The 19,220-nt window shown below is 70.8% G+C and carries 14 protein-coding genes and 1 pseudogene; 14 read left to right on the forward strand and 1 reads right to left on the reverse strand.

Annotated features, from left to right (window positions below; genetic code table 11):
* Window positions 1–74: 74 nt before the first annotated feature.
* The 13 genes from ACWEK3_RS23640 (at window position 75) to ACWEK3_RS23700 (ending at window position 17,437) form a co-directional block, all read left to right on the forward strand.
* Window positions 75–761 carry an SDR family oxidoreductase gene (locus ACWEK3_RS23640; protein ID WP_361409563.1) on the forward strand — a complete coding sequence of 229 codons (687 nt, stop codon included), beginning with the start codon at window positions 75–77 and terminating at the stop codon, window positions 759–761.
* 260 nt (window positions 762–1,021) lie between these two features.
* Window positions 1,022–1,687, forward strand: a complete 666-nt coding sequence (locus ACWEK3_RS23645) for an isochorismatase family cysteine hydrolase (RefSeq protein ID WP_453250541.1) — start codon at window positions 1,022–1,024, stop codon at window positions 1,685–1,687.
* Between the two features lie 402 nt (window positions 1,688–2,089).
* The gene (locus ACWEK3_RS23650) at window positions 2,090–2,821 is read left to right on the forward strand and encodes a translation initiation factor IF-2 (RefSeq protein WP_453250542.1); all 732 of its coding nucleotides are present in this window, start codon (window positions 2,090–2,092) and stop codon (window positions 2,819–2,821) included.
* Between the two features lie 218 nt (window positions 2,822–3,039).
* Window positions 3,040–4,284: a hypothetical protein gene (locus tag ACWEK3_RS23655; RefSeq protein ID WP_453250543.1), complete on the forward strand. Its 1,245-nt coding sequence runs from the start codon at window positions 3,040–3,042 to the stop codon at window positions 4,282–4,284.
* Window positions 4,285–4,518: 234 nt separating this feature from the next.
* The gene (locus ACWEK3_RS23660; protein ID WP_376404475.1) at window positions 4,519–4,869 is read left to right on the forward strand and encodes a carboxymuconolactone decarboxylase; all 351 of its coding nucleotides are present in this window, start codon (window positions 4,519–4,521) and stop codon (window positions 4,867–4,869) included.
* Between the two features lie 206 nt (window positions 4,870–5,075).
* Window positions 5,076–5,483, forward strand: coding sequence for a hypothetical protein (locus ACWEK3_RS23665; RefSeq protein ID WP_450540943.1), 408 nt, complete (start codon window positions 5,076–5,078; stop codon window positions 5,481–5,483).
* A gap of 153 nt (window positions 5,484–5,636) precedes the next feature.
* The gene (locus ACWEK3_RS23670; protein ID WP_453250544.1) at window positions 5,637–6,764 is read left to right on the forward strand and encodes a hypothetical protein; all 1,128 of its coding nucleotides are present in this window, start codon (window positions 5,637–5,639) and stop codon (window positions 6,762–6,764) included.
* Window positions 6,765–6,904: 140 nt separating this feature from the next.
* Window positions 6,905–7,690: a TIGR03936 family radical SAM-associated protein gene (locus tag ACWEK3_RS23675; protein WP_453250545.1), complete on the forward strand. Its 786-nt coding sequence runs from the start codon at window positions 6,905–6,907 to the stop codon at window positions 7,688–7,690.
* Between the two features lie 275 nt (window positions 7,691–7,965).
* Entirely contained in the window at window positions 7,966–12,375 is a 4,410-nt protein-coding gene (locus ACWEK3_RS23680) for an Rne/Rng family ribonuclease (RefSeq protein ID WP_453250546.1), read from the forward strand.
* Window positions 12,376–12,712: 337 nt separating this feature from the next.
* The gene (gene rplU, locus ACWEK3_RS23685; protein ID WP_030749991.1) at window positions 12,713–13,033 is read left to right on the forward strand and encodes a 50S ribosomal protein L21; all 321 of its coding nucleotides are present in this window, start codon (window positions 12,713–12,715) and stop codon (window positions 13,031–13,033) included.
* A 14-nt stretch (window positions 13,034–13,047) separates the two neighbouring features.
* A complete protein-coding gene (gene rpmA, locus ACWEK3_RS23690; protein WP_061922958.1) occupies window positions 13,048–13,302 on the forward strand; it encodes a 50S ribosomal protein L27 in 255 nt (84 codons plus the stop codon).
* 113 nt (window positions 13,303–13,415) lie between these two features.
* Window positions 13,416–14,852, forward strand: a complete 1,437-nt coding sequence (gene obgE, locus ACWEK3_RS23695) for a GTPase ObgE (RefSeq protein WP_453250569.1) — start codon at window positions 13,416–13,418, stop codon at window positions 14,850–14,852.
* Window positions 14,853–15,397: 545 nt separating this feature from the next.
* Entirely contained in the window at window positions 15,398–17,437 is a 2,040-nt protein-coding gene (locus ACWEK3_RS23700) for an acyltransferase family protein (protein WP_450540937.1), read from the forward strand.
* A 187-nt stretch (window positions 17,438–17,624) separates the two neighbouring features.
* Here ACWEK3_RS23700 and ACWEK3_RS23705 read toward each other — a convergent pair whose 3' ends face one another.
* Entirely contained in the window at window positions 17,625–18,590 is a 966-nt protein-coding gene (locus ACWEK3_RS23705; protein ID WP_450547188.1) for a CDP-alcohol phosphatidyltransferase family protein, read from the reverse strand.
* A 371-nt stretch (window positions 18,591–18,961) separates the two neighbouring features.
* Between ACWEK3_RS23705 and ACWEK3_RS23710 the strand changes: the two are divergent.
* Window positions 18,962–19,220: pseudogene (locus ACWEK3_RS23710) on the forward strand (sugar phosphotransferase); the annotation flags it as partial.

Here is a 19,220-nt window from a genome sequence, read left to right on the forward strand (position 1 = left end):
AAGGCGTCCGATCGCAGCGTCCCCTCGTCCCAGTGCCTGCCGTGCTCGGCAGGGGGCAGCGGGAAGGAAGCGCGATGGAGATCAAAGGATCGATTGCCCTGGTGACGGGGGCCAATCGTGGCATCGGCCACGCGTTCGCTCGCGCACTGATCGAGCGGGGAGCAGCCAAGGTCTACGCCGGTGTCCGCGATCCGGCGAGCGTGAGCGACGAGGATCTCTCTGCGCTGCGTCTGGACGTCACCAAGCCGGATGACGTCGCCGCGGCGGCCGCGGCCGCCGGTGACGTCACCATCGTCGTCAACAACGCGGGTGTCGGAGGTTTTGGGACCAAGCTACTGACGGGCTCCTTCGACGGCGCGCGCGAGGCGATGGAGATCAACTACTTCGGCACCTGGGCCGTTTCTCGTGCCTTTGCCCCGGTCCTGGCGCGCAATGGCGGCGGCGCACTGGTGAACATGCTGTCGGCTGTCTCCTGGATCTCCCGGCCGGAGTATCCCGGATATGCGGCGTCCAAGGCGGCCCAGTGGTCGTTGACGGGCGCGCTCCGGGAAGGCCTGCGCGAGCAGGGAACACTCGTGATCGGCGTCCACGCCGGTTTCGTGGAGACGGATCTCAGCTCCTTCACGGACGCACCGAAGATCAGCGCAGCGGACGTGGCGGAGCAGACCATGGACGCCCTGGCGAACGACCGGGTCGAAGTCCTCGCCGACGAGCGGACCAAGCAGATCAAGCATGCCCTGGCGCAACCACTCGAACAGTGAGGAGACGTTGGCTGGGCCGGGAGGAATGACGCGGTGCAGCCGGACCGCCGGTTTCGTGGACACGCCGTTGTCGGCCAGGCCCCGCGACAGCACGCTCGGCGCCCAGGCGAGTGCGCTGCGGCGCGCGGTTGCCGCCCATGGTGAACACGAGAAGCGCAGTGGCCGAGAGGATGCGTACGGCCCGACTGGTACGCCCAGTACATGGTCGGCGAGCAGATGGGCGCCGAACCGCGCAAGTAGGGCCGGTGCAGGGAGGAATCATGACCGAGACCTACGATCGCCGCCGCACGGCCGTTCTGCTGGTCGATCCCTACAACGACTTCCTCTCGGAGGGCGGCAAGGTCTGGCCGCGGCTGGAGCCCGTGGCCGGCAACGTCGGTCTGCTGGATCATCTGCGCTCTGTTGTCGCCTCGGCTCGTGCGGTCGGTGTGCGTGTGGTGTTCGTGCCGCACCGCCGCTGGGAGCCGGGTGACTACGAGACATGGGACCATCCGACCCCCTCGCAGCGGAAAATCCAGCAGTTCCACCACTTCGCCAGGGGTTCCTGGGGCGGGGAGTTCCACCCCGACTTCCAGCCGCAGCCGGGCGAGGCCGTCGCTCAGGAGCACTGGGGGTCGAGCGGGTTCGCCAACACGGATCTGGACATGCAGCTCAAGCAGCACGGCATCACCCACGTGGTTCTTGTCGGCGTGCTGGCGAACACCTGCGTCGAGGCCACCGCTCGTTTCGCCATGGAACTCGGCTACCACGTGACGCTGGTCCGCGATGCCACTGCGGCCCTCAGTCCCGAGATGATGCACGCCGCTCACGAACTCAACGGCCCCACCTACGCCCAGGCCATCGTCACCACGAACCAACTCATCGCCGCATTCGACGGATCCCAGCCACGACAGTCGGGCTCGTCCGTGTTGAGGCTGATGAAGTAGTTCACCTGCCATGCCTACGCACTGCGTGCCTCTGCCAAAAGGGCCCTGCCCCTGGCGGTCAAGAACGCAGGTCCGACGCCCACTGCGAGTGGTCACACCCACTGACGTGAGCGAGGCACTCGATGGGGTGGTCAGTAGTGCATTGGCGGGGCTGAGTGAGGACGAGGTGGCCGCTGCACTGACTGCGGCAGGTGTTCCGCGTCCTCCTGGCGTCGTTTCCAGGCGGTGTCCGAGGTCGTGGAGATCGGCCGGCGAGTGTCGTGCGGGTTCTGCGGTTCGACATGCGGAGCGGGGAAGCTCGGCGCCCACGTCTCATCGCCGGACCGGCTCCGTACGATCACCTACGCCGGTCTGAGTACGCGAGCGGTTGCCCGCCGTGCGCGGCGCCGGAAGGGTGGACGCATGCGCCGACTGCTGCTGCTCGCCCCGCTGTTGCTGTTCACCGCCGGCTGCGGGGTGGTGCAGTCCTACGCCGAGGACGAGGCGACGGACGCCGCACGGGAGGTGGCCAGGAAAGCGGGCGAGCGGCTCTACGGCCAGCGTCCGCGCACGGCGGAGGAGGTCGGGCGCTCCGCTTCCGGCATCGACGGGGTGGAGGTACTGCGGGTGACGGGTACCTCGACACACGACGGGGACGGCGTCGACGTGGTCGTCCGCACGTCTGTGGGATGGCGCGACCTTGAGGAGGTCGCCGTGCGGCGCTGTTTCGCGGTGCGGGTGTCGCCCAAGTCGGAGTGGGGTGAGGATCAGGATCCCCGTGACGTGGACTGCCCGGATGGCCGGCCGCTGACCTTCGCCCCGCCACCCGAACCGCCCCGGCTGCCCTACGAGGAGCTCCGCGCGAAACTTCCCCGGGTGCCGGAGGGCGGCCGGGTGGACGAGGCCGAGGTGCGCCGTACGCTCGCCGCCGTGGACCTGGATCCGGCGATCCGTACCGAGGTGAAGGCGGACGGCGGCCGGGTCGGCGTTCTCCTGTCGGTGAAGGGCAATGGCTTCGACGCGCAGGACTGCCTTCTTGCCCGCGTGGTCCCCGGCGCCACCGAGGTGTGGATGCCGCCCCAGATCCAGCGGATGCCCGGAGAGGGCGGCTGCACCGTCGGCAACGCCCTGGACCCGATACCGTCACCGCACTGAAGGGGGTGCCTGGCTCCGGCGTGTCCTCTCCCTGATCCGTGCCGAGCCCAGCGGGGCGGCTCCGCCGATGTGACGCTCCTGCGTGGATTTCCTTCCGCCCACCGCCCACCGCCCAGGCGTCACGTCATATTTGCGCAATCTGGAAATTGTGCCGTTATGCTGCCGCCGATTCGCGACAGACGGCTCGCTCGCCGTGGCGTCTGGAGGAAGGACGGAACGTGCGGAACGCGGATACGGCGGCAGACGGGCCCAGGACCGGGGCGCGGCTCGGCCGGCTCGGACGGCATCCGGTGAGGTGGCACACCGCTCTGCTGACTGTGTGGACGGCCCTCTGGTTCGTCGTGGCCGAGCGCCACGGCGCCGTGTCCTGGCACTATCTGAGAACCGGTGAGGAGCTGCTGTTCGGTGGGATTCCGGGCGGCGGCCTCGGGCTGTACGCCAACCATCCCGAACTGCAGATCGGCCCGGTCAGTTTCGTGGTCGCCGGCCTGTTCACGCCGTTCCCCGAGGTCGTGGGCGAGAAGCTGGCGGACGCGTTCATGTCGGGCCTCGGGCTGTACATGCTGGTTCTGGTCGGTCGCACCGCCGCCGACCACTACCGGGGCACCGGACTGAACCACCGGCGCCTCCAGCAGCGCGTACTGGTCGCCGGGGCCGCCTTCATCCCCATGTGGGTGGAGGTCGCGGTGCGTTTCGCGCACCTCGACGACGTGCTGGCGCTGTTCTTCACCACCCTTGCCGTGCGCGCGGTGGTGCGCGGCAACGCCACCGCCGTCGGGGTCCTGCTGGCCCTGGCCGTTGACTCCAAGCCCTGGGCGGTGGGCTTCCTGCCGCTGCTGCTGGCGCTGCCCCGGCCCGTACGGCTGAGGGCGGGCGCCTGGGTGGTCGGGCTGGTGGCCGTCGCCTGGCTGCCGTTCTACTTGACCCATCTGGACACCTTCGCTGCGGCGCACTTCACCATCCCCAACCAGCCGGCCTCCGCCCTGCGCTGGTTCGGCGTGAATGACCCGGGCACCCCCTGGTGGGACCGCCCCGCGCAGATGACCCTGGGCATGGCCCTGGGCGCGCTCGCGGTGCGCAGGCACCGCTGGGCCGCCGTAGTGCTGCTGGCCGCCGATGCGCGGATCGTACTGGACCCGAGCGTGTACACGTACTACAACGCCTCGGTCCTGCTCGGCACGCTGATCTGGGACTCGATCGGTCAGCGGCGGCTGGTGCCCTGGGTGAGCTGGATCGCCCTGATCTCCCTCTACGGCAGCACCCTGCTGGTCCCCTCCGACTCCGCGCGGGGCCTGATCCGGCTGGCCTTCGCGGCCGGTTCCGCCCTGTACGTCCTGTGGTGGCCGCAGCGCACCCTCCGCAGCCGACGCGGGCCGACCGGTTCCGCCGGCCCGTCGGCCGAGCAGGATCCGGTCGCACGGGTTCCCGGATCGGCCCGACCGGCAAGAAGCTCCTGCCCCTGACGGTCAAGAACGCGGTCCCGGCACCTGCGTCGAGCGGTCACGCACACTGAGCCGAGCGAGGCACTCGGACCGCGGGCTTGGCGATCCCAAGAACGCCGCACCGGCGCCGAGTGGTCCCGTGTGCGGGTGGGGCGGGGGGACCATACGGTGGAAGTGCAAGCCGCCGGCGCGCGGTGCCATGTTGTGCGGGTGTCGTCGTGCCGGTTCCGCACAGGACCGGAAGGCGGTCCGGATATGGCTACAGCGTCCGACGCTCCCGTTCTCGACACGCTCGCCGCGATGACCATCGACTCGATCGAGCGATGCGGCATGGACAACAGGACCCTGATCCTCACGCGTATCGCCGCGCTCGCGGCCATGGACGCACCGGCGGTCTCCTACCTCGCCCATGTCGATCCCGCGGTCAAGGCCAACCTGACGGTGGAGCAGGTGCAGGACGTTCTCGTCGCGATCGCTCCCGTGGTGGGCACGGCACGCGTGATGGCGGCGGCGGGTCACATCACCGAGGCGCTCGGCTTCGCCATCGCGGTGGCGGACTCCGACGCCGAGGCGATGGCCGCGGCCCAGAGCAGGAGCGGCTCCTGAACAGTCGCCGCCGCTGACGGCCGGTCAGCGGCGGCGGTTCCGCCCGGATCGAGTCGGCCCCCTCCCGTTGAACGGGAGGGGGCTTCAACGTGTTTGAGAAGTGGGGAACTGGTCAGATAGAGGCCGGAAACGAGTGGCTGCGGTGTGCTGGGAATTGTTTATATGACCTGTCACTTGCCGCTCAATTGCTTGAGGTGTGAAGCCACTTGAAGAAGGTCCTGACCGCAATAGCCGCCGCTGTCATGGGTATCACGATGTTCGGCGGGAATGCCCAGGCGGTGGATGCCACTCCGTTCAGCGCGACGAACTGCACCGGGAATGCGGGATCCACGGACGGGTCCGGATCCGTTTGTATCACGGTGAACGGGACCGGGCTCAAGGTGGACAGCTTCTACCTGTCCAAGCAGTCGAACAACCGGGCCTGGACCGATTACGCGCACATCAACTTCACGGACGGATCGGGCGGTTTCATGAGCCAAACCGTCAGTGCCGCGCGGGTCGAGAAGAAGACGGTCGGAACCACCTGGGGGCTTTCGGCGGCGGACGGCAGCAAGATCTGCGGGTATTGGCACAATTACCCGGGAACCAAGGCCTGCGCGACGATTCACAAGTAATCCGCGGCGCGGAACGGGCGGGGCGGGCCGGTTCGGTCCGCTCCGTTGCCGTGGGCGGGCAGAGGCGGATCGGGGTCCGGCCCCTTCGGATTCCTGCCGAGTGATGTGTGGGCCTCGTGCATCCGGCGGGGGCGCCGCCGCGTCCTCTCCGGTATGGAACTGGAGAAGCGGGGGACCGGTGAGCGACCGCCCGAGGGGTGCCTCGTGGTGGCGATCCGGATGCCCGTACGGATCGTCGTGCTCGTGCTGGTCGTGCCGGTGCGCATGGCGTGGGACGCGCTCGTCGTCGGCGGGCGGCTCCTGCGCGACACCGTGCTGCGACCGCTCGGCCGGGCGCTCGCATGGCTCGGGCGCGTACTGGTCGTCGTACCACTTGTATGGCTCGGGCGCGTACTGGTCGTCGCCCCGCTCGTATGGGCGTACCGGTGGGTGCTGACGCCGATCGGGCACGCGCTCGTGTGGCTCGCGCGAAGAGCCGGCGACCTGCTCGCGTGGATGTACGCGCGCGTGCTCACGCCGATCGGGCGCGCGGCCGAGTGGGCGCTCAGGAGGTTCGGGCTCGTGCTCGCCGCCGTGGGAGCAGCGGTGTTCGCGGGCGTGGCCTGGCTCGTCCGGTGGCTCCTCGTGGCCCCCGGCAAGTGGTGCTGGACCTGGATCCTCACGCCGGTCGGCCGTGCGCTCGCCTGGTGTGCGAGGGGGCTGTGGTGGGTCCTCGCGGCGGTGGCCGCGGGGGTCGGTGCGGTTCTGTACTGGACCTGCCGTGTCCTGCTCGTCCTGCCCGCGCTCGCGCTGTGGTGGTGGGCCCTCACACCGGCCGGCCGTGGGCTCGCCTGGTGCGGGAGGGGGCTGTGGCGGTGGGTGCTCGTCCCCGCCGGTCGCGCCCTGGCCGTCGCCGGGCGGGAGGTGGCGGACGCCCTCGGGCATGCCTGGCGGGTGGCCGGGTGGATCTCCCTCGCCGTCGGGCGGTTCCTGGGGAGCGTCCTGCGCCTGCTCGTCGTGGAGCCGGTGCGCTGGGCGTACCGCCGGGTGCTCACGCCCCTCGGGCACGCCGTCCGGGACGCCGTCCTGCGCCCCGCGGCGCGAGCCGCGCGCCAGGTGGGCCGCACCACCCGGCAGGCTTTCGCCGCGGCGCGCGACATCGCCCGGCAGACCCGCGCGGACCTGCGCCGGGCGCTCCTCGGGGAACCCCGGCCGGTGGCCCGTCGGGAACCCGTGGCGGCCGAGACGCGTACTCTAGAGACAAGGACCGGGCGCGAAGTCTCCCCGCCGACGCGGGGGTGATCCGGACGGGACGGCACCGCAAAGGTGCCGGACCGGACGCTCCCCGCCGACGCGGGGTGGTGCCACGGACCGTCCGCCGTACACGAGGAGAAGTTCCACTGGGCAAGCGACAGCCCGAAGGCCCACCGCCCGCACCCGCGGTGCAGCGCATCCGACTGCGCTACACCAAGCGTGGCCGCCTCCGGTTCACCAGCCACCGTGACTTCCAGCGCGCCTTCGAGCGTGCGCTGCGCCGTGCCGAGGTGCCGATGGCGTACTCGGCGGGGTTCACGCCGCACCCGAAGGTGTCCTATGCCAATGCCGCACCCACCGGCACGGGCAGTGAGGCGGAGTACCTGGAGATCGCGCTCACCGCGCCCCGCGAGCCGGAGCGTCTGCGTGAGCTTCTCGACGAGTCGTTGCCCGCCGGGCTGGACATCGTCGAGGCGGTCGAGGCCCGTACGCCGGGGCTCGCCGACCGGCTGACCGCTTCCGTGTGGGAGCTGCGGCTGGACGGTGTGGACCCGGCCGAGGCCGAACGCGCGGTCGCGGCCTTCAACAGGGCCGAGACCGTGGAAGTGCAGCGCCTGACCAAGAACGGCATGCGCACCTTCGACGCCCGGTCCGCGGTGGTGGACCTGGAGAGTGCGGAAACGCACCGTTCGGCGGCTGATGGGCCGACCGACCAGCCTTGTGCGATACTACGGCTGGTTGTTCGGCACGTGACGCCTGCCGTGCGACCCGACGACGTCCTGTCCGGTCTCCGCGCCGTGGCCGACCTGGCGCCGCCGGTCCCCGCAGCGGTGACCAGGCTGGCGCAGGGGCTGCTCGATGAAGAGACCGGCACGGTGACCGACCCGCTCGCGCCCGACCGCGAGGCAGACCTGGCCGCCCCGGCCGATTCAGTGGGGGCCGCCGTTCCTGCCGCCGCGAAGGCGCCCGCGTAGGGACGGTTCCGCATCGGGACGGACGTCGAAGCGCCGCCCTCGTACTCGGGAGCCACCTGGGTCGGGCAGCGCACCGACCAGAAGACTTTCGCCAGGCCGTACACGACAAGGCGTACGGAACCGGCGAGACAGGACACAGAGAGCTCCCGTGCGGCGCCCGCGCCCCGGACGGCGGCCGGCGCCCATGCGCGGCCGCGGACGTCAACGGTGTCGATCGACGTGATCGGCGCCGGACCAGGCGCGGCGCCCGGGAGCCTGACGGGAGATACCCCCGCATGCTCGAACCGACCGAACCCATCGAGGGTTCCGAAGAACTGAACACTCCCAGCGACACCCTGCCGCCGCGTCGTCGGCGCCGTGCCGCGTCCCGCCCGGCGGGTCCGCCCGCCGCCGCGACCTCCGAGGCCGCGGCCGAGATCACCGCTCCGGCCGTACCGGCCGCCACCTCCGCGGAACTCGCGGAACAGGTGGAGGAGCAGGAGACTCCCGGGGCCGCCGAGACGGTGACCGCCGAGACGGTCGCGGTCACCGGCGAGGCGCCGGAGGAGACCGAGGAGACAGAGGAAGCGGCCGAGGCCGCCGCCCTTGTGGAAGCCGCCGCGGAGGCCGCTCCCACGCGCCGTGCGCGCCGCCGTGTCTCCGTGCCCGCCGGGACCCCCTCGACCGCCCAGGGCGAGGCTGCCGCCGAGACCGTCGTGCCGGCGGCGGCCGTCGCCGAGACGCCGGCCACCGGGGCCGGTGCCGTCGAGACGCCCGCCGGGTCCGTGGAGGTCGGCGAGGCCGCCGCTCCGCGGCGTACCCGCCGGCGTGCCACGCGCAGCGTGTCCGCGCCCACAGCGTCCGCCGCGTCCGCGGAGGCGGTCGACACGGTCGTCCCCGCCACGCCCGCGGAGAGCGCGGAGCAGCCGGTGAGTGCCGAGGCTGTCGCCGAGCCGGCGGCCGAGGCGCCCGCGCCTGCCGCTCGTACGCGGCGCCGCGCGACCCGCCGCGTGTCCACGCCCGCCGGTGCCCCCGCCGCGGCCGAGGCACCTGAGGCCCCCGCGGTGAACACCGCTCCCGAGGCCGTGATCCCCGAGCCCGCCGAGCCTGAGCCCGTTGCCCAGATTGCGGAGGACGAGGCTCCGCGCCGCGCTCGCCGGCGTGCCACGCGGCGTGTGTCCGAGCCCGCCGCCTCGCCCGAGAGTGCGGCGGAGTCCGGGAGCGGCGCCCCCGTCGAGGAGGCCGCTACCCCCGAGCCAGCCGCCGAGGTCGTGGAGGACGAGGCTCCGCGGCGTACCCGTCGTCGTGCCACACGCCGCGTGTCCGAGCCCGCCGCCCAGACCGCAGGCGTCACCGAGGCCCCCGCGGCCCAGTCCGCCGAGGCTCCCGGCGAGGACGAGGCCCCCGCCGCCGTCGCCCCCAGCACCCCTGCCGCCGACGAGTCGCAGGCGCCCAAGGCGACCGCCGCCGAGGCCGGGGCCGAGGAGACCGGGACGCGGCGGAGCCGGCGTCGGGTCGTCCGGCGTGCCGCGACCGGGTTCTCCGAGCCCGCCGCCGAGTCCGCCGCCGGCGACGGCGAGTCGCCGCGTCGGCCCGCGCGCCCCGCAGTCGCCGTGTTCCAGGCGCCCGTCTTCACCGAGCCGATGTTCCAGACCCCGGAGCGGGCCGCCGCCGCGGCGGCAGCCGAGGCCGCGGAGGTCGAGGAGCTTCCGGAGGAGCAGCCCGAGCAGGCCGAGCAGGCCGAGCAGGCCGAGCAGGCCGAGCAGGCCGAGCAGGCCGAGCCGGGCGGTTCGCGCCGCCGCCGTCGCCGCCGGGGTTCCGGTGGCGAGGAGCCCGAGACCCGGGCGGCCGGGCCCGCCGACGAGTCCGCCGAGGACGAGACGGAGGAGGAGACCGCCGAGTCGGCCGAGGAAGCCGCCGAGGGCGAGGACGGCGAGGAGTCCGGTTCGCGCCGTCGCCGCCGTCGCGGTGGCCGCCGCCGTCGCCGGGGCGAGTCCGCCGAGGCCGGCGGGGACGAGGACGCGGAGGAGAGCGACGAGCTTGCCGCCGAGCAGGCCGCGCAGGACGCCGAGGACACCGCCGAGCAGCTCGACGAGGACGACGAGGAGTCGGCCGACGAGGACGAGGGGCGGCAGGGTGGCGGTGGCTCCAGCAGCAGCCGACGTCGCCGTCGGCGTCGTCGCCGGGCCGGTGACAGCGGCACGGACAACGAGCCGTCCGCCGACGACCCCGAGCGCACCGTCGTCAAGGTCCGCGAGCCCCGCAAGGCTGCCGAGCCGTCCGACGAGGTGCAGTCCATCAAGGGCTCGACCCGCCTGGAGGCCAAGAAGCAGCGCCGCCGCGAGGGCCGCGAGCAGGGCCGCCGCCGGGTGCCGATCATCACCGAGGCCGAGTTCCTGGCCCGCCGTGAGGCCGTCGAGCGCGTGATGGCGGTCCGGCAGCACGGCGACCGTACGCAGATCGGCGTCCTGGAGGACGGCGTGCTCGTCGAGCACTACGTCAACAAGGAGCAGTCGACCTCGTACGTCGGCAACGTCTACCTCGGCAAGGTGCAGAACGTCCTGCCCTCGATGGAGGCCGCCTTCATCGACATCGGCAAGGGCCGCAACGCCGTGCTGTACGCCGGTGAGGTCAACTTCGAGGCGCTCGGCATGGCCAACGGCCCCCGGCGCATCGAGTCCGCCCTCAAGTCCGGCCAGTCCGTGCTCGTCCAGGTCACCAAGGACCCCATCGGACACAAGGGCGCCCGTCTGACCAGCCAGGTCTCCCTCCCGGGCCGCTACCTCGTGTACGTACCCGAGGGCTCGATGACCGGCATCAGCCGCAAGCTGCCCGACACCGAGCGGGCCCGGCTGAAGACCATCCTCAAGAAGATCGTCCCCGAGGACGCGGGCGTCATCGTGCGCACCGCCGCCGAGGGCGCGAGCGAGGACGAGCTGCGCAGGGACGTCGAGCGGCTCCAGGCGCAGTGGGAGGACATCCAGAAGAAGGCCAAGAACGGCGGCAGCTCGAGCGCTCCGTCGCTGTTGTACGGCGAGCCGGACATGACCGTCCGGGTCGTGCGCGACATCTTCAACGAGGACTTCTCCAAGGTCATCGTCAGCGGTGACGAGGCGTGGCAGACGATCCACGGGTACGTCTCGCACGTCGCCCCGGACCTCGCGCCGCGTCTGCAGCGCTGGACCAGCGAGGTCGACGTCTTCGCCACGTACCGGATCGACGAGCAGCTCGCCAAGGCGCTGGACCGCAAGGTCTGGCTGCCCAGCGGCGGTTCGCTGGTGATCGACCGGACCGAGGCGATGGTCGTCATCGACGTCAACACCGGCAAGTTCACCGGCCAGGGCGGCAACCTGGAGGAGACGGTCACCAGGAACAACCTGGAGGCGGCCGAGGAGATCGTGCGTCAGCTCCGGCTGCGCGACCTCGGCGGCATCATCGTGATCGACTTCATCGACATGGTCCTGGAGTCCAACCGCGACCTGGTGCTGCGCCGCCTGCTGGAGTGCCTGGGCCGCGACCGTACGAAGCACCAGGTGGCCGAGGTGACCTCGCTGGGCCTGGTGCAGATGACCCGCAAGCGGGTGGGCCAGGGCCTGCTGGAGTCCTTCTCCGAGACCTGCGTGCACTGCAACGGCCGCGGCGTCATCGTCCACCTGGAGCAGGCGAGCGCCGGCGGTGGCGGCGGGAGCAAGCGCCGCAAGCGCGCCCGCGCCGGTGCCGAGCAGCCGCACGAGCACGAGGCCGTGGCCGCCGAGGTGGTCGCCCCGACCGCCGAGGAGGAGGCGGAGGCCGAGACGGAGGCCGCCGAGCCCATCGCGCTGCCCGCGCTGGAGATGGCCCCGGACGAGGAGCTGTACAGCAGCGTCGCCGAGGCGGAGGCCGCGGCGAGCCGAGGCCGTACGCGGCGCCGGGCGGGCCGGCGGGCGTCCGCGCCCGCGGGCGCGCCGAAGGCCCACGCCGACGGTGGCACCCCGGCTCCCACGGCCCAGGACGTCACGGCGGCAGAGGAGGCCGCGCGCCCGGAGCCGGCGGAACGGGCTCAGGCCGAGCCCGTGGCCGTCGAGGACCTGGCCGTCCTGGCGCCCGCCGCCGAGGCCCCGGTCGCGGAGGCCGCTCCCAAGGGCCGTACGCGTCGCCGCGCGACCCGCAAGGTGTCGGCGCCGGCCGGCTCCCCGGCGGGTGCCGAGGAGACCGTGGTGACGGTGTCCGAGGCCGCGCCGGTGGCACCCGCCGAGCCGCAGGAGGTCGCGGTCGACGAGGCTCCCGTTCCGGCGGAGCAGCCGGAGGCCCCGGCCGAGCCCGCCGCCCCGGCCCGTCCGCGCCGCCGCGCCGTGCGCAAGGCCACCGCGCCGACCGCGCCCGAGGACACGGCCGTCATGGTCGTCCCGTCGGCCCCGGCGGAGGAGGCCGAATCGGCCGCCGCCGCGGAGGAGCCCGCCGAGGAGACCGCGTCGGAGGCGACTCCGGCGAAGAAGGCGGCGGCCCGCAAGACGGCCAAGAAGGCGACGGCGAAGAAGGCCGCCACCAAGAAGACCGCGGCCAAGAAGACGGCCGTGAAGAAGGCCACGGCCAAGAAGGCGGCGAAGACGACGACCGCCAAGAAGACCGCGGCCAAGAAGACGACGGCCAAGAAGGCGACGGCCAAGAAGACCGCGGCGGCGGCCCAGCAGGCGCCGTCCTCGGTCGGCTCGTCGGCGGAGGAGTGACGAGGGCCCAGCCCCGGCCGCGTGCCCCGGCCCGGACACCCCTGCGGTGTGCCGGACCGGGGCACGCGGCTGTTTCCGGCCCGGCCGGGGGTGAGAAGCACCTGGCGGGAACGCACAGGTTTCTGTGGTTCATCGGCGACTGAGGGCCCGGTTTGACCCCTCAAGCCGGGCCCCGTAACCTTGACCGTCGGCGTGTCGCCAGATGCGTCTCATCCTCGTAAACCTCTTCCTCCCGGGAACGGGCCCGCACGGGCTGTGGCCGGGAGAGGCTGTTCGCGCGTGTCGCGGGGCGGCTGGACTGCGGGGATGCCGTTCCGAGCGAGAGAGTGAGATCCGCGTGTACGCCATCGTGCGCAGCGGTGGTCGCCAGCACAAGGTTGCTGTCGGCGACATCGTTGAGGTTGACAAGATTTCCACTGCCAAGGTTGGCGACACGGTCGAGCTCTCGACCCTGCTCGTTGTCGACGGCGACGCTGTGACCAGTGACCCGTGGGTGCTGGCCGGCATCAAGGTCCAGGCCGAGGTCGTGGACCACCACAAGGGCCAGAAGATCGACATTCTGCGCTACAAGAACAAGACCGGCTACCGTCGTCGGCAGGGCCACCGCCAGCAGTACACGGCGATCAAGGTCACGTCGATCCCCGCGGCTGCGAAGTAAGGGACTGAGGAGACATGGCACACAAGAAGGGCGCATCGTCCACCCGGAACGGTCGCGACTCCAATGCCCAGCGGCTCGGCGTGAAGCGCTTCGGCGGTCAGGTCGTCAACGCGGGTGAGATCCTGGTCCGTCAGCGCGGCACCCACTTCCACCCGGGCGCCGGCGTCGGCCGTGGCGGCGACGACACGCTGTTCGCGCTGCAGGCCGGTGCGGTGGAGTTCGGCAGCCACCGCGGCCGCAAGGTCGTGAACATCGTTCCGGTCGCCTGACCGGAAGCTTTCGCGAGGCGGACCTCACTTCCCCGGCGGGAAGGCGGGTCCGCCTTTCGCGTGTTACGCAGTAACCACATTCGTACGTTTGCTCAGTGCTGGAGGCACACACCATGACCACCTTCGTGGACCGCGTCGAACTGCACGTCGCCGCGGGTAGCGGAGGCCACGGCTGTGCCTCCGTGCACCGTGAGAAGTTCAAGCCGCTGGGCGGCCCGGACGGCGGCAACGGCGGGCGCGGCGGCGACGTGATCCTCACCGTCGACCAGTCCGTCACGACGCTGCTCGAGTATCACCACTCCCCGCACCGCAAGGCCACCAACGGCAAGCCCGGCGAGGGCGGCAACCGCTCCGGCAAGGACGGCGAGGACCTGGTGCTGGCGGTGCCGGACGGCACGGTGGTCCTGGACAAGCAGGGCAACGTGCTGGCCGACCTGGTCGGCCACGGCACCTCCTTCGTCGCCGCGCAGGGCGGCCGGGGCGGCCTGGGCAACGCGGCGCTGGCCTCCGCCCGGCGCAAGGCGCCCGGCTTCGCGCTGCTCGGCGAGCCGGGGGACCTCCAGGACATCGTCCTGGAGCTGAAGACCGTCGCCGACGTGGCGCTGGTCGGGTACCCGAGCGCCGGCAAGTCCTCCCTCATCTCCGTTCTCTCCGCGGCCAAGCCGAAGATCGCCGACTACCCCTTCACCACGCTCGTGCCCAACCTGGGCGTGGTGACGGCCGGTTCGACCGTCTACACCGTCGCCGACGTGCCGGGCCTCATCCCCGGCGCCAGCCAGGGCAGGGGGCTGGGCCTGGAGTTCCTGCGCCATGTGGAGCGGTGCAGCGTGCTCGTGCACGTACTGGACACGGCGACGCTGGAGTCCGACCGCGACCCGGTCTCCGACCTCGACGTCATCGAGGAGGAGCTGCGGCAGTACGGCGGCCTCGGCAACCGCCCCCGCATCGTCGTCCTGAACAAGACCGACGTGCCCGACGGCAAGGACCTCGCCGAGATGGTCCGCCCCGACCTGGAGGCGCGCGGCTACCGCGTCTTCGAGGTGTCGGCGGTCGCGCACATCGGGCTCAAGGAACTGTCCTACGCGCTCGCCGACCTGGTCGCGAAGGCGCGTGCCGCCCGTCCGAAGGAGGAGGCGACCCGGATCGTCATCCGCCCGAAGGCGGTCGACGACGCCGGCTTCTCCGTCACCCGCGAGGACGACGGCCTCTTCCGTGTCCGCGGTGAGAAGCCCGAACGCTGGGTGCGCCAGACCGACTTCAACAACGACGAGGCGGTTGGTTACCTCGCCGACCGGCTCAACCGCCTCGGTGTCGAGGGGGCGTTGATGAAGGCGGGCGCTCGGGGCGGCGACGGCGTCGCCATCGGACCCGAGGACAACGCGGTCGTCTTCGACTGGGAGCCGTCGGTCACGGCGGGCGCGGAGATGCTCGGCCGCCGCGGCGAGGACCATCGCTTCGAGGCGCCGCGTCCGGCCGCCCAGCGCCGCCGGGACCGCGACGCCCAACGGGACGAGGCGGAGCGGGAGTTCGACGGCTTCGAGCCGTTCTGAGCTTCGGAAGCGGCTGCGTGGCCGCTGCCTGGGCGGGTGGCCACGCGTACGCGGTCCGATGCGTCTCAGCGGCTCATGCATTGACCTGCGACGGTTCGGTTTCTGGGTTTCCGGGCCGTTGGCATGTCGTGAGTGATTCAGCGTTGGGACGCGTCGACCCCACCGGGGCGGCGCATACCCGCGGACGGCCGTCGCGCCGGGGCTCGGTGAAGCGCCGGTGAAGACCGAGGCGTGCGGTCGCCCTTAAACGCAAACCTGCCCATTTGTTAGACGATGTGATTGCGTACGGCTCTGTCGGTGTAAATTCGAGCATCGGCTCCGAGGCGCCAACCGGTCCCACCGCGACGAGCCCCGGACTGTGTCACAGGCGTGAGTGCACGTCTCGACGCCCCATGAGCAAGGAGAACCTCACGGTGCCCGTCCGCCGTTTCGCGCACCCCCCGCGGCCTGCTTCCGAGGCCACCCCATCGATCCCGAAGCCGCAGGGCGGCGCTCCTGGGCAAGACGGGAAACGGCCCGATCCGGGGGGCGGTGCCGGACTGAGGTTGGACATCCAGGGCCTGCGTGCGGTGGCCGTCTCGCTCGTAGTGGTCGCCCACTCGGGAGTGTCCCAGCTGGCCGGTGGATACGTCGGCGTGGACGTCTTTTTCGTGATCTCAGGCTTCTTGATCACCTCGCTGATGCTCCGCGAATGGAGCCGCGACGGCCGGATCTCGCTGGGGCGCTTCTACGCCCGCCGGGCGCTGCGTCTGCTGCCCGCCTCCACCCTCGTGGTCGCGGCGACGTTGGCGGGCTCCTGGCTCTTCCTGGGACCGCTCCGCTTCGCGGACTACGCCAAGGACGCCATCGCCTCCGCGTGGTACGTCGTCAACTTCCGGCTGGCCGAGGCCGGAACCGACTACTTCAACACGGACGTGCCGCCCTCGCCGTTCCAGCACTTCTGGTCACTGGCGGTCGAGGAGCAGTTCTATCTGGTCTGGCCCATCGTCCTGATCGTCGCCCTCAAGCTCTTCCGGCGCCGGGCCCTCCTGGCGATTCCCCTGCTCCTCCTCGCCACCGTCTCCTTCGCCCTGAACCTCGACCTCACCGAATCCTCGCCCTCCTGGGCCTACTTCGGGTCGCAGGGACGGATCTGGGAGTTGGCGGTGGGCGCCCTGCTGGCGCTGGCGGCGAACCGCCTCGACTCCATACCTCGCCCGGTCGCGGCGGCCCTGAGCTGGGCCGGCCTGGCCGCCATCGCCTACGCGGCCGTCGCCTTCGACGAGAGCACCGTCTTCCCCGGCTACAACGCCGTGATCCCGGTCTTCGGCGCCGCCGCCGTTCTCGCCGGAGGCGCGGCGGCCGGCCGCTACGGCGCCGGCGCGATCCTCTCGCTGCGCCCCGCCGTCTGGATCGGCGGCATCTCCTACGCGTGGTACCTCTGGCACTGGCCGCTCATCGTCATCGTTCCGGCGGCCGCCGGTTTCGGCCGGCACGACGGGCCGCTGCGGCTGCTCGCCGCGCTCGGCGGTGTCGTTCTCGCCTGGTTGACCCTCCACCTGATCGAGGACCCGATGCGCTTCCACCGCGCGTTCAAGGGCCGTGCCGGCCGGGGCCTCTCGCTGGGTATGGGCCTGTCGGCCGTCGCGGCCGCGGCCGCTGTGGTCGCCCTGCAGTTCCCGCCGAGCCTGGCCTCGGGCGGGGCGCGGCAGAACACGCGGGAGGCGATCGCGGGCGCGTCCGACCACGAGGCCGCACTGACCACGCTGTTGGAACAGCCGGTGGAGAAGCTGCCGTCCAACCTTGAGCCGAGTATGTATGACGTGGCCTACAAGAGGTCCGAGGTGTACACCGACGACTGTGCCCTGACCACGGCCGAGGAGAAGCAGACACAGCCCTGTCTGTACGGCGACACCAACGCCGACCGCACCGTGGTTCTCTTCGGCGACTCGCACGTCGCACAGTGGTTCCCGGCACTCGACGCGATCGCCCGCGAGCACCACTGGCGCCTCTACTCGTTCACCAAGAATGCGTGCAAGGTCGCCCAGATCACCATCGAGTACAACAACGGTCCGTACTCGACATGTGACAACTGGCGGGACGTGACCCTCGACAAGATCCGGAAGATGGAGCCCGAGCTCGTCATCACGTCGAGCTCCGATTCGGCGGAGTTGTGGGGGGAGGGCGACACGGCGACGGCGTGGGGCAAGGGGCAGGCCGAGACGTACCGGATGCTCCAGCAGGGCCGTACCCAAGTGCTCACCCTGCTGGACACCCCCTGGCCGAAGGGCAACGCGGTGGACTGTGCGGTGGCGCACCCGGACAGCCTGAACTCCTGCGCCCGCGACCGCTCGGAGGCCGATCCCAAGCCCGATGTCACCAAGGCGGTCAGAGCGGCAGCGGCCGCCGAGGACGTGGCGATCATCGATCCCTACGACTGGGTCTGCGCCCCGTCCGGCAACTGCCCCACCGTGGTGGGGAACACCATGGTCTACCGGGATTACGGTCACCTGGCGGACGGCTTTGTCGAAGCTCTCACCCCGGTGGTCGAGGACGAACTGCTGCAGTTGTTCGGTGCGGACCTGAGTCGGCGCCCCGGGGCCTGAACCCGTTGGTCAGGTGACAGCCGGCTTGCCCGGAGCAAGAGCGCCGCGATGGCCGCCGCCTCGTACGAGGCGGCGGCCATCGCGGCACTCACGGTCAGCGGGTCCTGCCCGGGAAGACCCTTCCCGCCTTCTTGGTGAACAACGCGCCTCCCGTTCTCGTCGAGACCCGGAATGATGACTTCAGCCCTCACGCAAGGGATGTCTGTTCTGCGGGATTCACTTGCTGGACTTTCAGTTCGAGCTCTGCCTCGTCGTAACTGGCCATGGTGTGCTCGAAATTGCGCGCAGCAAGAACAAGCCGGTAGACGATGAGAACCTCGAAGATGAGGAGCAGGGCACCCGCGGTGATCGTCGGCCACACAAAGGAATTGAGCAGCGGCGCGATGATGAAGATCGTCATCTGGAATTCGATACCGCTGAACAGATGGATGCGGATGCGGTGGCTGACCAGGAAGTCACGGAGAGGCACATAGCCGGGGAGGCGTGTGATGAAGGTCCGATGAGGATTGACCGCCGGCAGGATTGCGGGCGCGACCTGGGCGGTTGCCTCTTCCTCCTCCTCCGTCGGCGGTTTGGAAGCGCTCTGCGCGCCGTCCGCGGGAGCCTCGCCGCCGGTCACCGGCTCGCCGAAGAGCATTTCGTCGGTACGCTCCTTCAGCTTCTGCCGCATATTGAGGCGCACCTTGTATATCTCGAGCGCGTTGATGTACCGCAGCATGTCGAGGAAGACGACCGTCAGCGCCAACCATATGTAGGTGACGTCGTCGGTCTTCTGAAACTGCCCGCCCATCAGAGCGATGGCGCATATCAGTACACGGACCCGGTCGAAGATGTAGTCCAGCCAGGCGCCGAATGCCGAACCGTTCCCCGTCAGTCGAGCGAGTTTCCCGTCCATGCAGTCGAGGATGAAGCTGACGTGGTAAATGACAGCCCCGGCCACGAGCCACTGCCAATCCCCCTGCGCGAAGCAGGCCGCAGCTCCGATCCCCAGTACCAACGCAGCCCAGGTGATCTGGTTCGGAGTCACGCGCGTCCACTTGGCGGTCAACCGGACCAGTGGGGTGGCGACGGGGTCGACCAGGAGGACGGTCCACCAGGCGTCTCGGCGCTTCTCCGTGAGGCGGCGGACTTCAGGGAGTGAAGGTACATGCATGACCGTAATTTTGCATGCTCGCCGGAACCTTGTGCTCTCAAACGTCACTGTGGGCTACGTCACGACGAATGACTGCGGCGGGACGAACGGTGTGAATAACAACTCTGGTTGATATGCCACTTTTGTGGAGATGTAGTTTGAATTGGCCCTGACGGACCCGGAAACTCTGGCTGTCCGGCCGGCCAACTCCGCGGAACAGGGGTCTGACGCTGCTCCTGTAAGCTTCCGCTTCGCGGCCTGACCCCGGGGGGACCCTCGTGTCCTCCGCGCGCGGCGCCGTATCGGGGGCTGCGGCGGTGAGTGCTGCTGGTTGTCTTGATGTCCCCATCACGTAGGCCACGTCGGGACTCGCCGAGAGGTATGGGATTGAAATGAGTGTGCGTACCCGCATCGGAAGCAGTCTGAAGACGCGGACCAAGAGTGCGGTGCAGGCGCAGAAGCGCCGTGCGTGGTTGTTGCGGGTTGCGCGGCAGCGGCAGGCGTTGGCGGGGTCGGATGCGCGTGTCCGGTCGGCGGAGTTCGACGGGGAGCTGTTGTGGGGGCGGGTTGTCGAGGAGTTCTCGGCGGCTGGTGCTGCGGCGGACAATCTGGCCCTGGTCGCGGATGCGCTGGAGCGTGCGGGTATCGGTA

The sequence above is a fragment of the Streptomyces sp. NPDC004721 genome (genome assembly GCF_053601495.1).